Consider the following 15423-nt stretch of genomic DNA (forward strand, 5'->3'; position numbering starts at 1 on the left):
AACAAGAATGCTTCTCATTTAATAGAAAATTACATAGAATGCCGGCTGAAAACAAATCGTAATAATTCCCGGCGGCATGCACATTTCCGTAGCGCACCGCCCCCGGGGCCACATCGCGAGGTCGAAGCGCACCATGAAATCCCGTCCCGACGAGTTGAAGCTCGGCAAATTCACCACCCTGTGCAGCGTGCTCGCCGCGAGCCCTGCGTTCGCGGACGGCACGCCGCCGCCCACCCCGGCCGGCACCGAAGGCCATCTCGCGCCGATCGAGATCCAGGGCAAGACCGAGCACAGCTACAAGGCCGACTTTTCCGCTTCCGCGAAATTCACCGCGCCGCTCGTCGACACGCCGAAATCCGTCACCGTGATCCCGCAAGAACTGATCCGGAACAGCGGCGCATCGACGCTGACCGAAGCGCTGCGCACCACGCCCGGCATCACGTTCGGCGCCGGCGAAGGCGGCAACCCGCTCGGCGACCGTCCGTTCATCCGCGGCTACGACACGCAGGGCAGCATGTTCGTCGACGGCATGCGCGACACGGGCGCCACCACGCGCGAGATCTTCAACACCGAACGCATCGAGATCACCAAGGGTTCCGACGGTGCGTTTGGCGGCCGCGGCGGCGCGGGCGGCAGCATCAACCTGATCACGAAGGCCCCGCACCTCGGCACGACGGCCGCCGCAAGCGCTGGCTTCGGCACGGACCGCTATCGCCGCTTCACGGCCGACGGCAACTGGCAGTTCGCCGATCACGCCGCGTTCCGCCTGAACCTGATGAGCCACAACAACGACGTCGCCGGCCGCGACGCCGTCAACAACGAGCGCTGGGGCGTCGCGCCATCGATCGCGTTCGGCCTCGGCACGCCGACGCGCGTGACCGCGAGCTATTACCACCTGTCGACGGACGACATGCCGGACGGCGGCATCCCGTACTTCTACACGACGTCGAACAAGCCCGCGAACGTCGGCACGATCTATCCGGCACCCGTCGATCGCCACAACTTCTACGGCCTGATCGACCGCGACTTCCGCAAGACCACGTCGGACATCAGCACGATCAGGATCGAGCACGACATCACGTCGTCGCTGACGATCCGCAACACCACGCGCTACACGGAATCGACGCAGGACTACATCTGGACGCAGCCGGACGACAGCCAGGGCAACGTGGTCAACGGCAAGGTCTGGCGCCGCAACAACAACCGCGACAGCTCGATCAACAGCCTCGCGAACCTGACCGAGCTGTTCGGCGAATTCCGCACGGGCCCGTTCAAGCACAGCTTCACGACCGGCATCGAGCTGACGCGCGAATGGGGCAAGCGCGACTCGTACACCGTCGCAACGGATACCGGCAAGATCTGCCAGAAAGGCATCGGCGCGGCATCGGGCTACAACTGCACGAGCCTGTGGTCGCCGAACCCGAACGATCCGTGGGCCGGCTCGATCACGCGCAACAACGACTACGCGCATGCGCGCACCACGACGAAGTCGATCTACGGCTTCGACACGATCGAGATCGCGCCGCGCTGGCAGGTCAACGCCGGCGTGCGTGTTGACGACTACTCGACCCGGTTCACCGACACCAAGGCCAACGGCGGCAAGACCACCACGCGCGACGACACGCTCGTGAACTGGCAGGCCGGCCTCGTGTTCAAGCCAGCGCAGAACGGCAGCATCTACGCGTCGTATGCGACGTCGTCGACGCCGGCCGGCATGCTGCTCGGCGAAGGCAGCGAAACCCAGTCGCTCACGCCGGGCCGTGGCGGCGTCGGCTCGAACGCCGACCAGATGGCGCCGGAAAAGAACCGCAGCATCGAGCTCGGTACGAAGTGGAACGTGCTGAACGACAAGCTCGCGCTCACCGCCGCGCTGTTCCAGATCGACACGACGAACGCGCGCGTGACGCTGCCGAACAACCAGTACGCGATGGTCGGCAACAAGCGCGTGCAAGGGCTCGAACTCGGCGTCGCTGGCCAGATCACGAAGCAGTGGCAAGTGTTCGGCGGCTACACGTACATGAAGAGCGAGCTGCGCGACAACGGCAAGGATGCCGCGAACAACGGCAACCGCTTCCCGAACACGCCGAAGCACAGCCTCACGATGTGGTCGAACTACGACGTGACGCCGAAGTTCACGGTCGGTGGCGGCGCGTTCTACATGTCGGAAGTCTTCGGCGATCCCGCGAACCTGCGCGCCGTGCCGTCGTACTGGCGCTTCGACGCGATGGCGCAGTACCGGATCAACAAGAAGCTCGACCTGCAACTGAACGTGAACAACCTGTTCAACCGCACGTACTTCGATCAGGCGTATCCGGCGCACTATGCGTCGATCGCGCCGGGCCGCTCGGCGTTCGTCACGCTGAACGCGCGCTACTGATCGATGGAGGCCGTGTCACTGAAGGCGCTCGCGTCGGTATCGCCGCGCGAGTTCGCCGACATCCTGGCCGGGCCGCCCGAGCGCGCCGCCGCGTGGGTCGCGGCGGCGGCCGGCAACGGCATCGTCGATGCGCAAGCCGTCTACGGGCAGTACCTGCTCGACGGGCACGGCGTCGCGCGCGATCCGGCTGCCGCGCTCAACTGGTTCCGGCACGCTGCGCGCGCCGGCCACCCGATGGCGATGAACATGCTCGGCCGCTGCTACGAGTTCGGCTGGGGCACCGCCGCGTGCGCGCCGGTCGCCGTGTACTGGTACCGGCTCGCCGCGCAGGCGGGGTTCGACTGGGGCATGTACAACTATGCGACCGCGCTCGCGCTCGGCAACGGCGTCGACGAGAACCGCACCGACGCGCTCGACTGGTTCCGCCGCGCGGCCGCGCTCGGCCATGCGAAATCGATCAACCTGATCGGCGGCTTCTACGAGGACGGCTGGGTCGTGTCGGTCGACACCGACGCCGCGTTCGACCACTATCGCCGCGCAGCCGTTGCCGGCGACTTCCGCGGGCAGTTCAATTTTGCGCGGTTGCTCGCCGAGCGCGGACGCATCGACGAAGCGCTCGCCTGGCTCGCGCGCGTGCCGGCCACCGCGACACCCGCGTTCATCGCGAAGATGCGCGCGTATCTCGCGTCGTCGCCGGTCGACGCTTTTCGCTCGGCGGCGATGTAACTGGCGCCGCTCGCCATGGAATCCGAATCATGATGCTTCACATCCCCGGCGTATTGACCAAGGCGCAAGTCGCGCAATGCCGCGACCTGCTCGATGCGGCCGAATGGGTCGACGGCAATGCGACGTCCGGCGCGCAGTCGGCGCTCGCGAAACGCAACCGGCAATTGCCGGAAGGCTCGCCGGCCGCGCGCGCGGTGGGCGACGCGATCCAGGATGCGCTCGCGCGGCATCCGCTGTTCTTTTCGGCGGCGCTGCCGCTGAAGGTGTTTCCGCCGCTGTTCAATCGCTATGAAGGCGGCGAGACGTTCGGCACGCACGTCGACAACGCGATCCGGCTGCTGCGCGGCACGGATTTCCGCGTGCGCAGCGATCTGTCGGCGACGCTGTTTCTCGAGGAACCCGATGAATACGACGGCGGCGAGCTGTGTGTCGAGGATACCTACGGCGTGCATCGTGCGAAGCTGCCGGCGGGCGATCTCGTGCTGTATCCGGCATCGAGCCTGCATCACGTGACGCCCGTGACACGTGGCGAGCGCGTCGCATCGTTCTTCTGGATCCAGAGCATGGTGCGCGACGACGGCGACCGCACGCTGCTGTTCCAGCTCGATACGCAGATTCAGGCGCTTTCCGCGGAGAAAGGGGCGAAGGATCCGACGGTCATTGCGTTGACTGGGATTTATCACAACCTGTTGAGGAAGTGGGCGGATGTGTAGCGCGGACCGGTAACGCTGCCCGCTCCGGCAGACGCGCCGCCGACGCGCGCCTCCCGATGCTTGCGCCGTGTCGGAATGCGGGTCTAAAATGACCATCGTCAAGTGACCATGCTCATATCATGATGCCGCACGCTCCCGTTTCGAAATCCGAATTCAAGGCTCGCGCACTCGAATATTTCCGGCTCGTCGAGGCATCGGGCGAAAGCCTGATCGTCACCGATCACGGCAGGCCGACGCTCGAGATCCGGCCGTATCACGCACGCGAAGCCCAGCCGTTGGACATATTGCGCGGCTCGGTCATGCGCTACGACAATCCTCTCGATCCGATTGCGGAAGATGATTGGGAGGCGTCGCGGTGATCGTGCTGGATACGCATGCATTGGTGTGGTGGGTGGCGGGCGACCCTTCGCTCAGCAAGAAAGCGAGAAGCGCGATCGACCGCGCGCTGGGCGAAGGTGCGCTCGCCGCATCCGCAATCTCCGCATGGGAGATCGCGATGCTGGTGCGCAACGACCGCCTCGCACTGACTATGGATGTCGACGCGTGGCTCGCCACCGTCGCGCAGATCGACGGCATGCGCTTCGTGCCCGTCGATGCCGATATCGCCGCGAAATCCACCGCCCTGCCCGGCACATTCCACAAGGATCCGGCCGACCGCATGATCGTCGCGACCGCGCGGCGGCTCGGCGCGCCGCTCGTCACCCGAGACGAAAAAATCCGCGCTTACGCGCACGTCAAGACGCTCTGGTAACCCGCACATAACCCTTGAACCGAGCCGCAACACAGCCCCGTTCCCGGATTCCGCTCCATCGGCGATTCGTCTGACCAGATCGATGGCCGCGGCCGCACAAAACCGCCAGACGCTGATCGAAGCGCTGACCGGCGCCGGCTTCACGAATTACCCGTCGGAATGGTGGCACTGGTCGTTCGGCGAACGCTATTGGGCCGTCATGCGGAGGGAATCGCACGCAATTTACGGCCCTGTCGAGGAAAGCATGCTCGACGAAGCCGCGCGCTGACATTCTTTCCGGCGGAAACGGCGCGCCTCGGTAACATCCTCACTTGCCGATCCCCGCTCGCTCCCGCACAATCGCAGCACCTGCCTCACACCCCCCGCGCCGATGTCCTATGCGTCACTTGCCACCGGCGTCCTGCTCGCAGGCGGCCTTGGCCAACGCTTCGACCCGAGCGGCCTGCACAGCAAGCTGCTCGCGCTGCTTCCCGACGGCACACCGGTGGCGGTCGCGGCCGCCCGCCACCTCGCGGCGGCCACGGCCGACGTGATCGCCGTCGTGCGTCCCGGCGCCGAAAAACTCGCGATTCTGCTGAACGAAGCCGGCTGCCAGGTCGTCTACGCGCCCGACGCGTTGCGCGGCATGGGCGCGAGCCTAGCGGTCGGCGTGCGCACGTCTCCCGAAGCGAACGGCTGGCTCGTCGCACTCGGCGACATGCCGTGGATCGCACCTTCCACCTACGAAGCCGTCACGCGCGCGCTCGACGCCGACGACGCGTCGATCATCGCTCCCGTGCATCGAGGCAAACGCGGCCATCCGGTCGGTTTTGCCGCGCACCACTTCGATGCGCTCGCCGCCCTCGACGGCGACACCGGCGCCCGCGCGCTGTTCGCCAGCGCGCCGGTCAAGCTGATCGACGTCGACGATCCCGGCATCCTGCGCGATGTCGATACGCCGGCGGATTTGCGCTGATACCGGCTCGCGCCGGCCGCGCAGCGCATTGCACCTACCTGTCGCCGCGAAATCCGGCGCGATACCTGCAGACACCCGAATATCGCCGGCAATCCAGATGCAGCCGCGAGAAATCCCGCTGCAAACGCTCGCCCGATTGCCTATAACGGAGACGAGGCGCGCCCGCCGCGCCACCGTCGTCACGCATTGCGCGAGCGCTCCATGGACCACACGACCCCGATGCCCGAGTCCCCGGCCGACCCGAACCGCGATCCGGAAGACGATCCGCTGTCGCCACCTCCGCCGGGACATCCGCACGACAACCCGCAGCAGCCCGACGGACCGCCAAGCAAGGATCCCGTTTAACCGGCATCGACCCAGGCAGCGCATCCGGCCGCATCATCCGGCCTGCGCCGGCACGCGCGACGACGTGCGACGACGAACGGCAACCCTCTGTCGCCCATCGTCGCCCGAGCGCCCGCTACCGCGCCGTATACCCGCCGTCGATCGGCAGCGACACGCCGCTGATCATCGACGCCGCATCGCTCAGCAGGAACAGGATCGGTTCGACGACCTCGTCCGGCTCCGCGAATCGCCCGAGCGGAATCGCCGCCAGCATCGGCGCGCGTTTCCCGGGTTCGCTCCACGCGAACTGCGCCATCGGCGTGAGCGTGACGGTCGGGTTCACGCTGTTCACACGAATGCCGTGCGGCCCGAGTTCGATGCACAGCACGCGCGTGATCGCGTCCATCGCCGCCTTCGACGCGCAATAGCTCAGATGCGCGGGCAGCCCCACGAGCGCGGCCTGGCTCGAGACGTTGACGATGCTGCCCCGCGCGCGTGCCGGGCCACGCCCGTCGCGTTCGATCATCTTTCGCGCGACGGCCCGCGCGACGAGCGCCGCGCCGCGCGCATTGACGGCCATCACGCGATCGAAATGCGCGGCGCCGACCTCGAGCGCCGGTTCGAGCGACGCGATTCCCGCGCAATTGACGAGTCCATCGAACACATCGTGCGCGGCAAGCGCCGCGTCGATCGCATGCTCGTCGCCGCAGACATCGATGCGCAACGTATCGCACGCGGTCTCGCCGGCCAGCGCATCGAGCGCGGCCATGTCGCGCCCCGCGGCGACGACCCGCGCGCCCGCCTGCGCCAGCGCGACCGCGCACGCGCGCCCGATCCCGCTCGACGCGCCCGTGACGAGTACCTGCAATCCGCTGAAATCGAATCGTGTCTTCATGATGGCGTGTGCAATCCGTGCATGATCGGTTTGAGCGCGGGATACAGCGCCGTGTAGAGCGCAAAGCGTGCCGCATACACTTTCGAGCGTCCCGCATCGGACCGCGCGCGCTCGACGAGCGTGACCCAGCCGCCCTGCGCGCCGTCGTGCGACACGAGCCCGGCCCCGACACCCGCAAGCAATGCCGCACCCATCGCGGCTTCGACGTCCTGCTCGATCGTCCACACCGGAAAACCCGTCACGTCCGCGATGATCTGCATCCACAGCGCCGAATGCGCGGCACCGCCGACGACGATCAGCCGGTCGTCCAGCGCCACCGCCCCGCGCCGGCCGGCCTCGATGTTGTGACGCAATGCGAATGCGACGCCTTCGAGCACCGCACGGTAGAGATGTGCTCGCGTATGCGCGAGACTCAGCCCGACGAACGCACCGCTCGCCTTCGCATCCCATACCGGGCTGCGCTCGCCCATCAGGTACGGCAGGAACAGCACGCCGTCGGCGCCGGCCGGCACGCTTTCGGCCGCTTCCTCGAGCAGCACGTGCGGATCGCCGTGCGGCAGCAAGCGCGCGGCATCGATTTCCGCATGACAGAACTGGTCGCGAAACCACGCGACCGACGCACCGGCCGTGATCGCGCCGCCGAACACGTACAGGTCGCGCTGCCCGTTGAACACATGCGGCATGCTGACAAGCCCGTGCCGCGCATCGACATGCCGGCTCACATAGCCCCAGCACATGCTGGTGCCGATCATCGCGACGTGCTGCCCGGTGCGCGTCGCGCCGGCCGCGAAGGTCGCGACGGCCGCATCGACGCCGCCCGCGACGACGGGCGTGCCGGCCGGCAGGCCAAGCTGCCCGGTCCACTGCGACAGCAGCCCGCCGACGATATCCGTCGAATCGACGAGCCGCTCGGGCATCATCGTCGCCGGAATGCCGAGCATGTCGAGCGCGTCGTCGGACCACTCGCGGCGCGCGACGTCGTACACGCCGCCGATGTTGCCGGCCGAACTGTGATCGACCGCGACTTCGCCAGTCAGCAGGTAGATCACATACGCGTTCGGCGGCAGGAAATAGCGCACGTTCGCCCACACGTCCGGCCGCCGGTCGCGCAGCCACAGCATCTTCGTAAAGCCGTAATAGCTGTCGACGCCGTTGCCGGTGATCACGCGCAGCCGCGCGACGTCGACGTTCTCGTTCACCCAGTCGACTTCCGCGGTCGCACGCCGGTCCATCCAGATCAGGCACGAATGGAGCGGCCGCATGTCGCTGTCGACCGGAATGCCCGAGCCGCCGTACAGGCTGCTCACGCACACCGCGCGTATCGCGTCGGCCGGCACGCCCTGCGCACGCGCATCGCTCACGCAGCCGGCGATGCATTCGAGCACCGCGTCGAACCACACCTGCGGCCACTGCTCGGCCCACAGCGGGCGCGGCGTATCGGGCTGGTAGCCGGCCGAACGCCGCGCGACGATCGTGCCGTGCCGGTCGACGAGCAGCGCCTTGGTGCTCTGCGTGCCGATATCGACGCCTATGACGTATTCCATGATGTCTCCGGTGAGGCGCACGCCGGGCTTCAGCGGGCCGGCTTCAGCAGCACCTTGATCGATTCGGGCGATTTCGCGACGCGGATCGCATCGTCCCAGTCTTCCAGCGCGAACCCGTGCGTGACGATGCCTTTCGACGTGACGAGCCCGCGCGCAAGCAGGTCGATCGCGACCGGATAGCAGTATGGCCCGAGGTGCGCGCCGCGCACGTCGAGCTCCTTGCGGTCGCCGATGATCGACCAGTCGACGGTCGCATCCTCGCCGAACACGCTGAATTCGACGAAGCGGCCGAGCTTGCGGATCAGGTCGAGCCCCTGGCTCACGCCGGCCGGCGCGCCGGTGGTTTCGATGTAGACGTCGCAGCCGTAGCCGTCGGTGAGCGCGCGGACGATCTCGCGCGCATCGTCGCGCTTCGGGTTGATCGTCACGTCGGCACCGTACTGCCGCGCGAGTTCGAGCCGTTCGTCGATCAGGTCGATCACGACGAGTTTCTTCGGCGTCTTCAGGTGCGCGACCTGCGTCATCATCAGCCCAAGCGGGCCCGCGCCCGCGATCACGACGACGTCGTCGAGCTGGAGGTCGCCGCGGTTCACGGTATGGATCGCGCACGACAGCGGCTCGATGATCGCGGCATCCTCGAGCGACACGCCGAGCGGAATCCTGTGAACGATCGCGGTCGGCGGAATGCGCATGTATTCGGCCATCCCGCCGTCGGCGACCTCGCGCTGGAAGCCGAAGATGTTGTGCACTTCGCACATCCAGTACTGCCCCGACTTGCAATAGCGGCACTTGCCGCACGGCACGATCTGCTCGGCGATCACGCGGTCGCCCAAGGCGACGCCGAAATGCTCGGCCGCGCCGTCGCCGAGCGCCTCGACATGGCCGAAGAATTCATGGCCTGGAATCACGGGCGCCTTCACCCACGGGCTCGGGCCGCCCCAGAACATCTTCGCGCCCGTATAGCACTTGCAGTCGCTCGCGCAGATCCCGCATGCGGCGATACGGATCACGAGCTCGTTCGCGCCGGGGCGCGGCTTCGCGACCTGTTCGACGCGATAGTCCTCGGGGCCGTGGCAGACGACCGCGGTCATCCGCGGCTGGGCTTCGGGTGTCGTCATGAGTTGTCTCTTTCGTTAATGATTCGGATCACTGATAAATCGGTCGTTACCTCGACCGTTCGCGGCTGATATAGATCGCGAGCAGGATGATTCCGCCCTTGATCACGTTCTGCACATACGGGTTCACGCCGATCATGTTCAGCCCGTTGTTGAGCACGCCGAGCAGCAGCGCGCCGACCAGCGTGCCGAGGATCGCGCCGCGCCCGCCGGAGATCGACGTGCCGCCCATCACGACGGCCGCGATCGCGTCGAGCTCGAAGCCCACGCCCGCGTTCGGCTGCCCGCTCATCAGCCGGCCGGTCAGCACGATCGCGGCGAGCGCCGACGTGAGCCCGGCCAGCGTGTAGACGATCAGCTTCACGCGCGCGACGCGCACGCCGGTAAGCCTCGTCGCCTGCTCGTTGCCGCCGATCGCATACACGTAGCGGCCGAACGGCATGCGATCGAGCAGCAGCCACGCGATCGCATAGACCACCAGCATGATCAGCACGGGTGCCTGGATGCCAAGCACCTTGCCGCTGCCGAAGAACGCGACCCAGTCGGGCAGTCCGTCGATCGGATAGCCGCCCGTGTAGATCAGCGCGAGGCCGCGCGCGATGCCCATCGTCGCGAGCGTGACGATGATCGGCGGCATCCCCGCGAACGCGACGAACACGCCGTTCAGGAAACCGAAACCGAGGCCGACCGCGATGCCGATCGCGAGCGCGGCGACCGCGTTGACGCCCGCGACCATCAGGCCGGCCGCGAGCGTGCCCGACAGCGCCATCACCGAGCCGACCGACAGGTCGATCCCGCCGGTCAGGATCACGCAGGTCATGCCGACCGCGATGATCGCGTTGATCGATACCTGGCGCAGCACGTTTTCCAGGTTCGCGGCGGACAGGAAACTCGGGCTCGCGATCATCATCGCGATGCACACGACGACGAGGCCGACGAGCGGATAGAACAGCGTCGAGCGTCGCAACCGCACCCACATCGCGCGTGGCGGCGGCGCCTCGCCGGCGGCGGCCGCGAGCGTCGTGGAAGGCGTGGAAGGCGTGGAAGGCGTGGAAGAATAATCAGGCAGGTTCATGGGTCGCTCCTCGCGTGCCGGCCGTGGCATGGGTCATGACCGTGTCGGGATCGATCTCGTCGCCTGCGAGCGTCGCCTCGATGCGCCCTTGCCGGAACACGGCGACGCGATCGCACATGCCGACGATCTCCGGCAGTTCGGACGAGATCATGATGATGGCGTAGCCGCGCGCGGTGAGTTCGCGCATCAGCCCGTAGATTTCGGCTTTCGCGCCGACGTCGATGCCGCGCGTCGGCTCGTCGAAGATCAGCACGGTGGTGTGATGGTTCAGCCAGCGCGCGATCACGACCTTCTGCTGGTTGCCGCCGGACAGCGTCGCGACCTCGGTATGGATCGACGGCGCCTTCACGCCGACGCGCCGCATCACGTCGTGCGTCGTGCGCGCCTCGCCGCGGCGATCGATCAGCCAGCGCATCGACCGGTACTTGCCGAGGTTGTTCAGCGAGATGTTGTCGCGGATCGAGAACGACGTGACGAGCCCCTCCGTCTTGCGGCTTTCCGGCAGGATGCCAATGCCCGCGCGCAACGCGTCGGCCGGATCGGCGAGCTTCGCCGCCGCGCCGCGCACGCGCACGTCCTTGCGGTGCGCACGGGTCGCGCCGATCACCGCGAGCGCCGTTTCCGTGCGGCCCGAGCCGACGAGCCCGGCGAAGCCGAGAATCTCGCCGGCCCGCAGCGCGAAGCGGTTCACCGGGCCGCCGCGCTCGATCTGCAGCGCATCGACTTCGAGCACGGCCGGCGCGTCGGCCGGCAGCGCGGGCTTCGGCGGAAAGCTGTTTTCGATCCGGCGGCCGACCATCATCCGCACGAGCTGCCCGACGTCCGTGCGCGCAACGTCGGTTGTCGCGACATACCGGCCGTCGCGCAGCACCGTGATGCGGTCGCACACCGTGAAGATCTCGTCGAGGTGATGCGAGATGAAGATCATCGCGACGCCCTGCCGCTTCAACTCGCGCATGATCGCGAACAGGTGCTCGGCCTCGGCCGGCGTGAGCGTGGCGGTCGGCTCGTCGAGGATCAGGATGCGCGCGTCGAGCGACAGCGCCTTGCCGATCTCGACGAACTGCTGCTGCGCGACCGACAGCATGCGGATCGGCGCATCGAGATCGATCGCCACGCCGAGGCGCGCGAAGATGGCGGCCGCCGCATCGCGCATCCGCCTGCGGTCGCGCGCCCCCCAGCGGTTGCGCAGCTCGCGGCCGAGAAACAGGTTGTCGACGGCGTCCAGGTGCGGGATCAGGCTGAATTCCTGGAACACGATGCCGACGCCCGCCGCCACCGCGTCGCGATAGCCGGCGAAATGGCGTGCGGCGCCGTCGATCTCGATCGTGCCGGCATCCGGTTGATGGATGCCGCACAGGATCTTCATCAGCGTCGATTTGCCCGCGCCGTTCTCGCCGAGCAGCGCGTGGATCTCGCCGCGCGCGATCTCCAGGTGAATGTCGGACAGCGCCTTCACGCCCGGAAAGCTTTTCGTGATGTGGCTGAGACTGAGTATCGTGTCCATCGGCTTCTCCATGCGAAGGGCAGCGGCCAGGCCGCCCTTCGCGTCGCATCGCACGCCGTTCACCAGCTGAAACCCTTCGCGTTGCTGCGATCGACGACCTTCACGTCGACCGGGATCGCCTTCGGCACCGTCGCGCCCCACTTGCGCGCGATCGCGATGCCGAGCGCGATGCGCACCTGGTCGGCCGGGAACTGCGCGGTCGTCTCGATGAACTTCGAATTCGGCTTCTGGATCGCGGCGATCGCCTCGGGCGCGCCGTCGACGCTCGTCAGCCTGATGTCCTTGCCGGAACCCTCGATCGCGGCGAGCGCACCCATCGCGCCGCCGTCGTTCACGCTGAAGATGCCCTTCAGCTTCGGATGCGCGGAGATCAGGTTCTCCGTCACCGACAGCGCGGTCGCGCGCTCCTGCTTGCCGTTCTGCGTGTCGACGAGCTTCACGTTCGGGTATTTCGCGAGCCCGGCCTTGCAGCCGCGCACGCGTTCGAGGATCGGCACGACCGGAATGCCGTCGAGGATCGCGACCTCGCCGCTGCCGCCGATCGCCTTCGCGAGGTAGTCGCACGACATCACGCCCGCGTCGTAGTTCTTCGAACCGACGAACGAATCGACCGGGCCGTTCGCGTTCGCGTCGACGGCCACGACCACCGCGCCGGCCTTCTTCGCCTGCGTGATCGCCGACTGGATGCCGGTCGAATCGGTCGGGTTCACGAGCAGGATGTCGATCTTCTTCTGCAGCATGTCCTCGACATCGCTCACCTGCTTGCTGACGTCGTGATGCGCGTCGGTGACGACCACCTGCGCGCCGATCGATGCGGCCGCATCGTTCAGCGCCTTCTGCATCGTCACGAAATACGGGTTGTTCAGCTCCTGGAACGTCATGCCGATCCGCAGCGGCGCGGCCTGCGCGGCCGGCGTGACGGCAAGCAGCAGGACCGCGGCGGCGAGCGCGGTGCAGGCCGCCATGCGGGCGGCGCGGCGGGGGGATGAGGCGGGCGATGCGTGCGTCATGACGGTGTCTCCGATTGTGTGCGGCTTTTTCGTGGTTGAACGAGCCCCTCGCGACGTGAGCGACGCGATCGGCCGGGTGAAACGGTGTGGAAAAGGTCAGGCGGGCGGCGGCCCCGCGATCATCCGGGCTGCGGCGCGAGCTCGGGTACGCCGGGCGTCACGACGCGCGGCGGCAGCGGGTTGCCGATGGGCGCCGCATGCAGCGCGAGCTCGCGGCTGCGCGCGTTCAGGCGCTGCAGCGCGCGGAATTCGGACGGCGCCATCCCCTTCACCGCGCGGAACTGGCGGTTGAAGTTCGAGACGTTGTTGAAGCCGGCCTGGAAGCAGATGTCGGTGATGTTCGCGTCGTCGGCGAGCAGCATCTGGCACGCGGATTCGATCCGCAGACGATTCACATACTGGACGAACGGCATGCCCGTCTGGCGATGAAACGCCCGCGAGAACGCGCTGACGCTCTGCCCGGTCAACTGCGCGAGATCGGATTCGCGCAGCTCGGACGCGAGGTTCTTGCCGATATACGACAGCGCGTGGCTGAGCCGTGTGGGCGTGACATCGGCCTGGTCGTATGCGGGGCTCGCGAGCAGCGTGCGCTCGGCCGCGCCGCAAAGCCGTTCGAGGATCGTCATGAACAGCGCGATGCGGCGCATGCCGCGCGCGGCCAGCAATTCGTCGAACAGCGGCGCGATCGCGGCGCTCGTCGCAGCGTCGAAGCCGACCCCGCGCCGCGCGTCGTCGAGCAGCGCCTGCGCGTCGCGGCATTCGGGAAACGCGTCCATGCAGCGGCGCACGAATGCGGGGTCGAACTGGATCACGAGATTGCGCCGCTCGACGGTTTCGCCTTCGGCCATGTCGCTGACCCAGTTGTGCGGCAGGTTCGGGCCGAGCAGCACGAGATGGCCGGGGCCGAACGAGCCGATGTGATCGCCGACGAAATACTTGCCGCGCGTCGCGACGATCAGGTGCAGCTCGAATTCGGGATGGAAATGCCAGCGGATCGTGCGATATGGATAGCCGTGCGACCAGACCTTGAACGACTCGTCGCGTCGCACTTCGACCACTTCGAGATCGGGGTGCATCATGTTGGCGTCTCCATTCCCATGATTCGCTGGCCGGCCTGTTCGGCTGTTCGCGCGTGCGCCGCGTGTTTCGCGCGGCGACGCGACCGGTCGCATGGGAAGCAATGTAGGTCGATCGAGCGCGCGGCTCCACCAACTTTACGCCTGATTTCCGATACTTTTTTGCGCGATCCGGCCGCAAACGGCGCCGGACGGCAAATTTGTGCAGCGCGGAACGGCCCGGGGCGGCCGCCCGCTCCGTTGCTTACGCGGCAGCGCGCTCGCGCGCCGTGCGCAACTCGTACACCTTCAGGTGGTTGTACGCGATCCGCAGCAACGACAGTGCATCGGCCGCCTGCGGGTCGCGCCGCGCGAGCAGGTCGCCGATCACGTGATCGGCTTCGACGCGCGCATGGTTCTCGACATCGCGCAGCATCGACGCGGTCAGCGGCGACGGCGTCAGCACCATCCGCTGCATCCGCTCGATGGCCGCCGGGTCGGGCCGGTAGCCCTGATGTTCGGCAATCGCGCTGCATTCGCCGAGCATCGTCTCGAGCAGGCGGCGGCCGTCCGGCGCGGCGAGAATGTCGCCGACCGAGCCGCGGAACAGCGACGTGCTCGCGGCAAGCGTCGCGAGGAACACCCACTTCTCCCACATCCGCGCGACCACGTTGTCGCTAAGCGTCGCGTCGAAGCCCGCGCCGCCGAGCACGTCGGCCACCGCGCGCACGCGCGGCGATTCGCCGCCGGCGAGTTCGCCGAAGGTGACCCCGTGCGTGTCGTTCAGGTGCACGATGCGCTGCTCGCGATCGAGCGTGGCCGCGATCACGCACAGCCCGCCGAGCACCTGCGCGGCGCCGAAGCGCTCGCGCAGCACGTCGAGGTGACGCATCCCGTTGAGCATCGGCAGGATCAGCGTCTGCGGCCCGACGAACGGCGCGAACGAGAGAATCGCGTCGTCGAGGCTGTACGCCTTGCAGCTCAGCAGCACGAGGTCGAACGGCGCGATCGCGGCGCCCCCGGCGCCCGCATCGCTCGCGCGCACGGTCTGCACGTTCGCGAGCGTCAGGTCGCCGCGCGGGCTGCGGATCAGCAGCCCGTCGCGCGCCAGCGCGGCCGCGCGGCCGTCGCGCACCAGAAACGTCACGTCGCGCCCCGCCGCGGCCAGCCGGCCGCCGAAGTATCCGCCGACCGCGCCGGCCCCTACCACCAGAATCCGCATCGTTGCCTCCTTTCGGTTTCATTCAGCGCCGCGCCGCCGCCCGCCCGGGCGCTCCGCGCGCAATCGCCCCAACAGTATAGCGACCCATTTTATGCATATGCATAGATGCCCGCATCGGCATCGCAGGCATGGGCGGCCGTTCCGGCGGCCCGTC

General features: G+C 67.5%; 16 protein-coding genes. 8 read left to right on the top strand and 8 right to left on the bottom strand.

Annotated elements, in window-relative coordinates; all coding sequences use genetic code 11:
• The first annotated feature begins 133 nt into the window (after positions 1-133).
• From BFF94_RS11340 to BFF94_RS11375, 8 genes are all read left to right on the top strand, one after another.
• Positions 134-2377, top strand: coding sequence for a TonB-dependent receptor (locus BFF94_RS11340; protein ID WP_128843424.1), 2244 nt, complete (start codon positions 134-136; stop codon positions 2375-2377).
• A gap of 3 nt (positions 2378-2380) precedes the next feature.
• Positions 2381-3103 carry a tetratricopeptide repeat protein gene (locus BFF94_RS11345; protein ID WP_219139337.1) on the top strand — a complete coding sequence of 241 codons (723 nt, stop codon included), beginning with the start codon at positions 2381-2383 and terminating at the stop codon, positions 3101-3103.
• A gap of 29 nt (positions 3104-3132) precedes the next feature.
• Entirely contained in the window at positions 3133-3816 is a 684-nt protein-coding gene (locus BFF94_RS11350) for a Fe2+-dependent dioxygenase (protein ID WP_128843423.1), read from the top strand.
• 119 nt (positions 3817-3935) lie between these two features.
• Complete coding sequence (locus BFF94_RS11355; RefSeq protein ID WP_128843422.1) at positions 3936-4175, top strand: type II toxin-antitoxin system Phd/YefM family antitoxin; 240 nt, start codon at positions 3936-3938, stop codon at positions 4173-4175.
• A complete protein-coding gene (locus tag BFF94_RS11360) occupies positions 4172-4567 on the top strand; it encodes a type II toxin-antitoxin system VapC family toxin (RefSeq protein WP_128843421.1) in 396 nt (131 codons plus the stop codon). Before BFF94_RS11355 ends, BFF94_RS11360 begins: the two co-directional genes overlap by 4 nt.
• An 82-nt stretch (positions 4568-4649) precedes the next feature.
• Positions 4650-4835, top strand: coding sequence for a M15 family metallopeptidase (locus BFF94_RS11365; RefSeq protein WP_128843420.1), 186 nt, complete (start codon positions 4650-4652; stop codon positions 4833-4835).
• 102 nt (positions 4836-4937) lie between these two features.
• The gene (locus BFF94_RS11370) at positions 4938-5522 is read left to right on the top strand and encodes a nucleotidyltransferase family protein (RefSeq protein ID WP_128843419.1); all 585 of its coding nucleotides are present in this window, start codon (positions 4938-4940) and stop codon (positions 5520-5522) included.
• Positions 5523-5723: 201 nt separating this feature from the next.
• The gene (locus BFF94_RS11375; RefSeq protein WP_164497737.1) at positions 5724-5867 is read left to right on the top strand and encodes a hypothetical protein; all 144 of its coding nucleotides are present in this window, start codon (positions 5724-5726) and stop codon (positions 5865-5867) included.
• 115 nt (positions 5868-5982) lie between these two features.
• Here BFF94_RS11375 and BFF94_RS11380 read toward each other — a convergent pair whose 3' ends face one another.
• The 8 genes from BFF94_RS11380 to panE form a co-directional block, all read right to left on the bottom strand.
• Entirely contained in the window at positions 5983-6741 is a 759-nt protein-coding gene (locus tag BFF94_RS11380) for an SDR family oxidoreductase (RefSeq protein WP_219139338.1), read from the bottom strand.
• Positions 6738-8285, bottom strand: coding sequence for an FGGY-family carbohydrate kinase (locus BFF94_RS11385; RefSeq protein WP_128843967.1), 1548 nt, complete (start codon positions 8283-8285; stop codon positions 6738-6740). The genes BFF94_RS11380 and BFF94_RS11385 overlap by 4 nt, the downstream gene beginning before the upstream one ends.
• A 29-nt stretch (positions 8286-8314) precedes the next feature.
• Positions 8315-9403 (bottom strand): alcohol dehydrogenase catalytic domain-containing protein, encoded by a 1089-nt coding sequence (locus BFF94_RS11390; protein ID WP_128843968.1) that lies wholly within the window; start codon positions 9401-9403, stop codon positions 8315-8317.
• A 46-nt stretch (positions 9404-9449) separates the two neighbouring features.
• Entirely contained in the window at positions 9450-10475 is a 1026-nt protein-coding gene (locus tag BFF94_RS11395) for an ABC transporter permease (protein ID WP_128843969.1), read from the bottom strand.
• The gene (locus BFF94_RS11400) at positions 10462-11982 is read right to left on the bottom strand and encodes a sugar ABC transporter ATP-binding protein (protein WP_128843970.1); all 1521 of its coding nucleotides are present in this window, start codon (positions 11980-11982) and stop codon (positions 10462-10464) included. The genes BFF94_RS11395 and BFF94_RS11400 overlap by 14 nt, the downstream gene beginning before the upstream one ends.
• Before the next feature lie 59 nt (positions 11983-12041).
• Positions 12042-12992, bottom strand: coding sequence for a substrate-binding domain-containing protein (locus BFF94_RS11405; protein WP_128843971.1), 951 nt, complete (start codon positions 12990-12992; stop codon positions 12042-12044).
• Positions 12993-13111: 119 nt separating this feature from the next.
• A complete protein-coding gene (locus tag BFF94_RS11410; RefSeq protein WP_128843972.1) occupies positions 13112-14071 on the bottom strand; it encodes an AraC family transcriptional regulator in 960 nt (319 codons plus the stop codon).
• A gap of 241 nt (positions 14072-14312) precedes the next feature.
• On the bottom strand, positions 14313-15269 hold the full coding sequence (gene panE, locus BFF94_RS11415) for a 2-dehydropantoate 2-reductase (protein ID WP_219139339.1): 957 nt from the start codon (positions 15267-15269) through the stop codon (positions 14313-14315).
• Positions 15270-15423: the final 154 nt, after the last annotated feature.

The sequence above is a fragment of the Burkholderia catarinensis genome (genome assembly GCF_001883705.2).
In the GTDB taxonomy this organism is placed as follows: domain Bacteria; phylum Pseudomonadota; class Gammaproteobacteria; order Burkholderiales; family Burkholderiaceae; genus Burkholderia; species Burkholderia catarinensis.

Coding starts and splice junctions, on each gene's coding strand:
- BFF94_RS11340 (WP_128843424.1), top strand. CDS start 134: ATGAAATCCCGTCCCGACGAGTTGAAGCTCGGCAAATTCACCACCCTG.
- BFF94_RS11345 (WP_219139337.1), top strand. CDS start 2,381: ATGGAGGCCGTGTCACTGAAGGCGCTCGCGTCGGTATCGCCGCGCGAG.
- BFF94_RS11350 (WP_128843423.1), top strand. CDS start 3,133: ATGATGCTTCACATCCCCGGCGTATTGACCAAGGCGCAAGTCGCGCAA.
- BFF94_RS11355 (WP_128843422.1), top strand. CDS start 3,936: ATGATGCCGCACGCTCCCGTTTCGAAATCCGAATTCAAGGCTCGCGCA.
- BFF94_RS11365 (WP_128843420.1), top strand. CDS start 4,650: ATGGCCGCGGCCGCACAAAACCGCCAGACGCTGATCGAAGCGCTGACC.
- BFF94_RS11370 (WP_128843419.1), top strand. CDS start 4,938: ATGTCCTATGCGTCACTTGCCACCGGCGTCCTGCTCGCAGGCGGCCTT.
- BFF94_RS11375 (WP_164497737.1), top strand. CDS start 5,724: ATGGACCACACGACCCCGATGCCCGAGTCCCCGGCCGACCCGAACCGC.
- BFF94_RS11380 (WP_219139338.1), bottom strand. CDS start 6,741: ATGAAGACACGATTCGATTTCAGCGGATTGCAGGTACTCGTCACGGGC.
- BFF94_RS11385 (WP_128843967.1), bottom strand. CDS start 8,285: ATGGAATACGTCATAGGCGTCGATATCGGCACGCAGAGCACCAAGGCG.
- BFF94_RS11390 (WP_128843968.1), bottom strand. CDS start 9,403: ATGACGACACCCGAAGCCCAGCCGCGGATGACCGCGGTCGTCTGCCAC.
- BFF94_RS11395 (WP_128843969.1), bottom strand. CDS start 10,475: ATGAACCTGCCTGATTATTCTTCCACGCCTTCCACGCCTTCCACGCCT.
- BFF94_RS11400 (WP_128843970.1), bottom strand. CDS start 11,982: ATGGACACGATACTCAGTCTCAGCCACATCACGAAAAGCTTTCCGGGC.
- BFF94_RS11405 (WP_128843971.1), bottom strand. CDS start 12,992: ATGACGCACGCATCGCCCGCCTCATCCCCCCGCCGCGCCGCCCGCATG.
- BFF94_RS11410 (WP_128843972.1), bottom strand. CDS start 14,071: ATGATGCACCCCGATCTCGAAGTGGTCGAAGTGCGACGCGACGAGTCG.
- panE (WP_219139339.1), bottom strand. CDS start 15,269: ATGCGGATTCTGGTGGTAGGGGCCGGCGCGGTCGGCGGATACTTCGGC.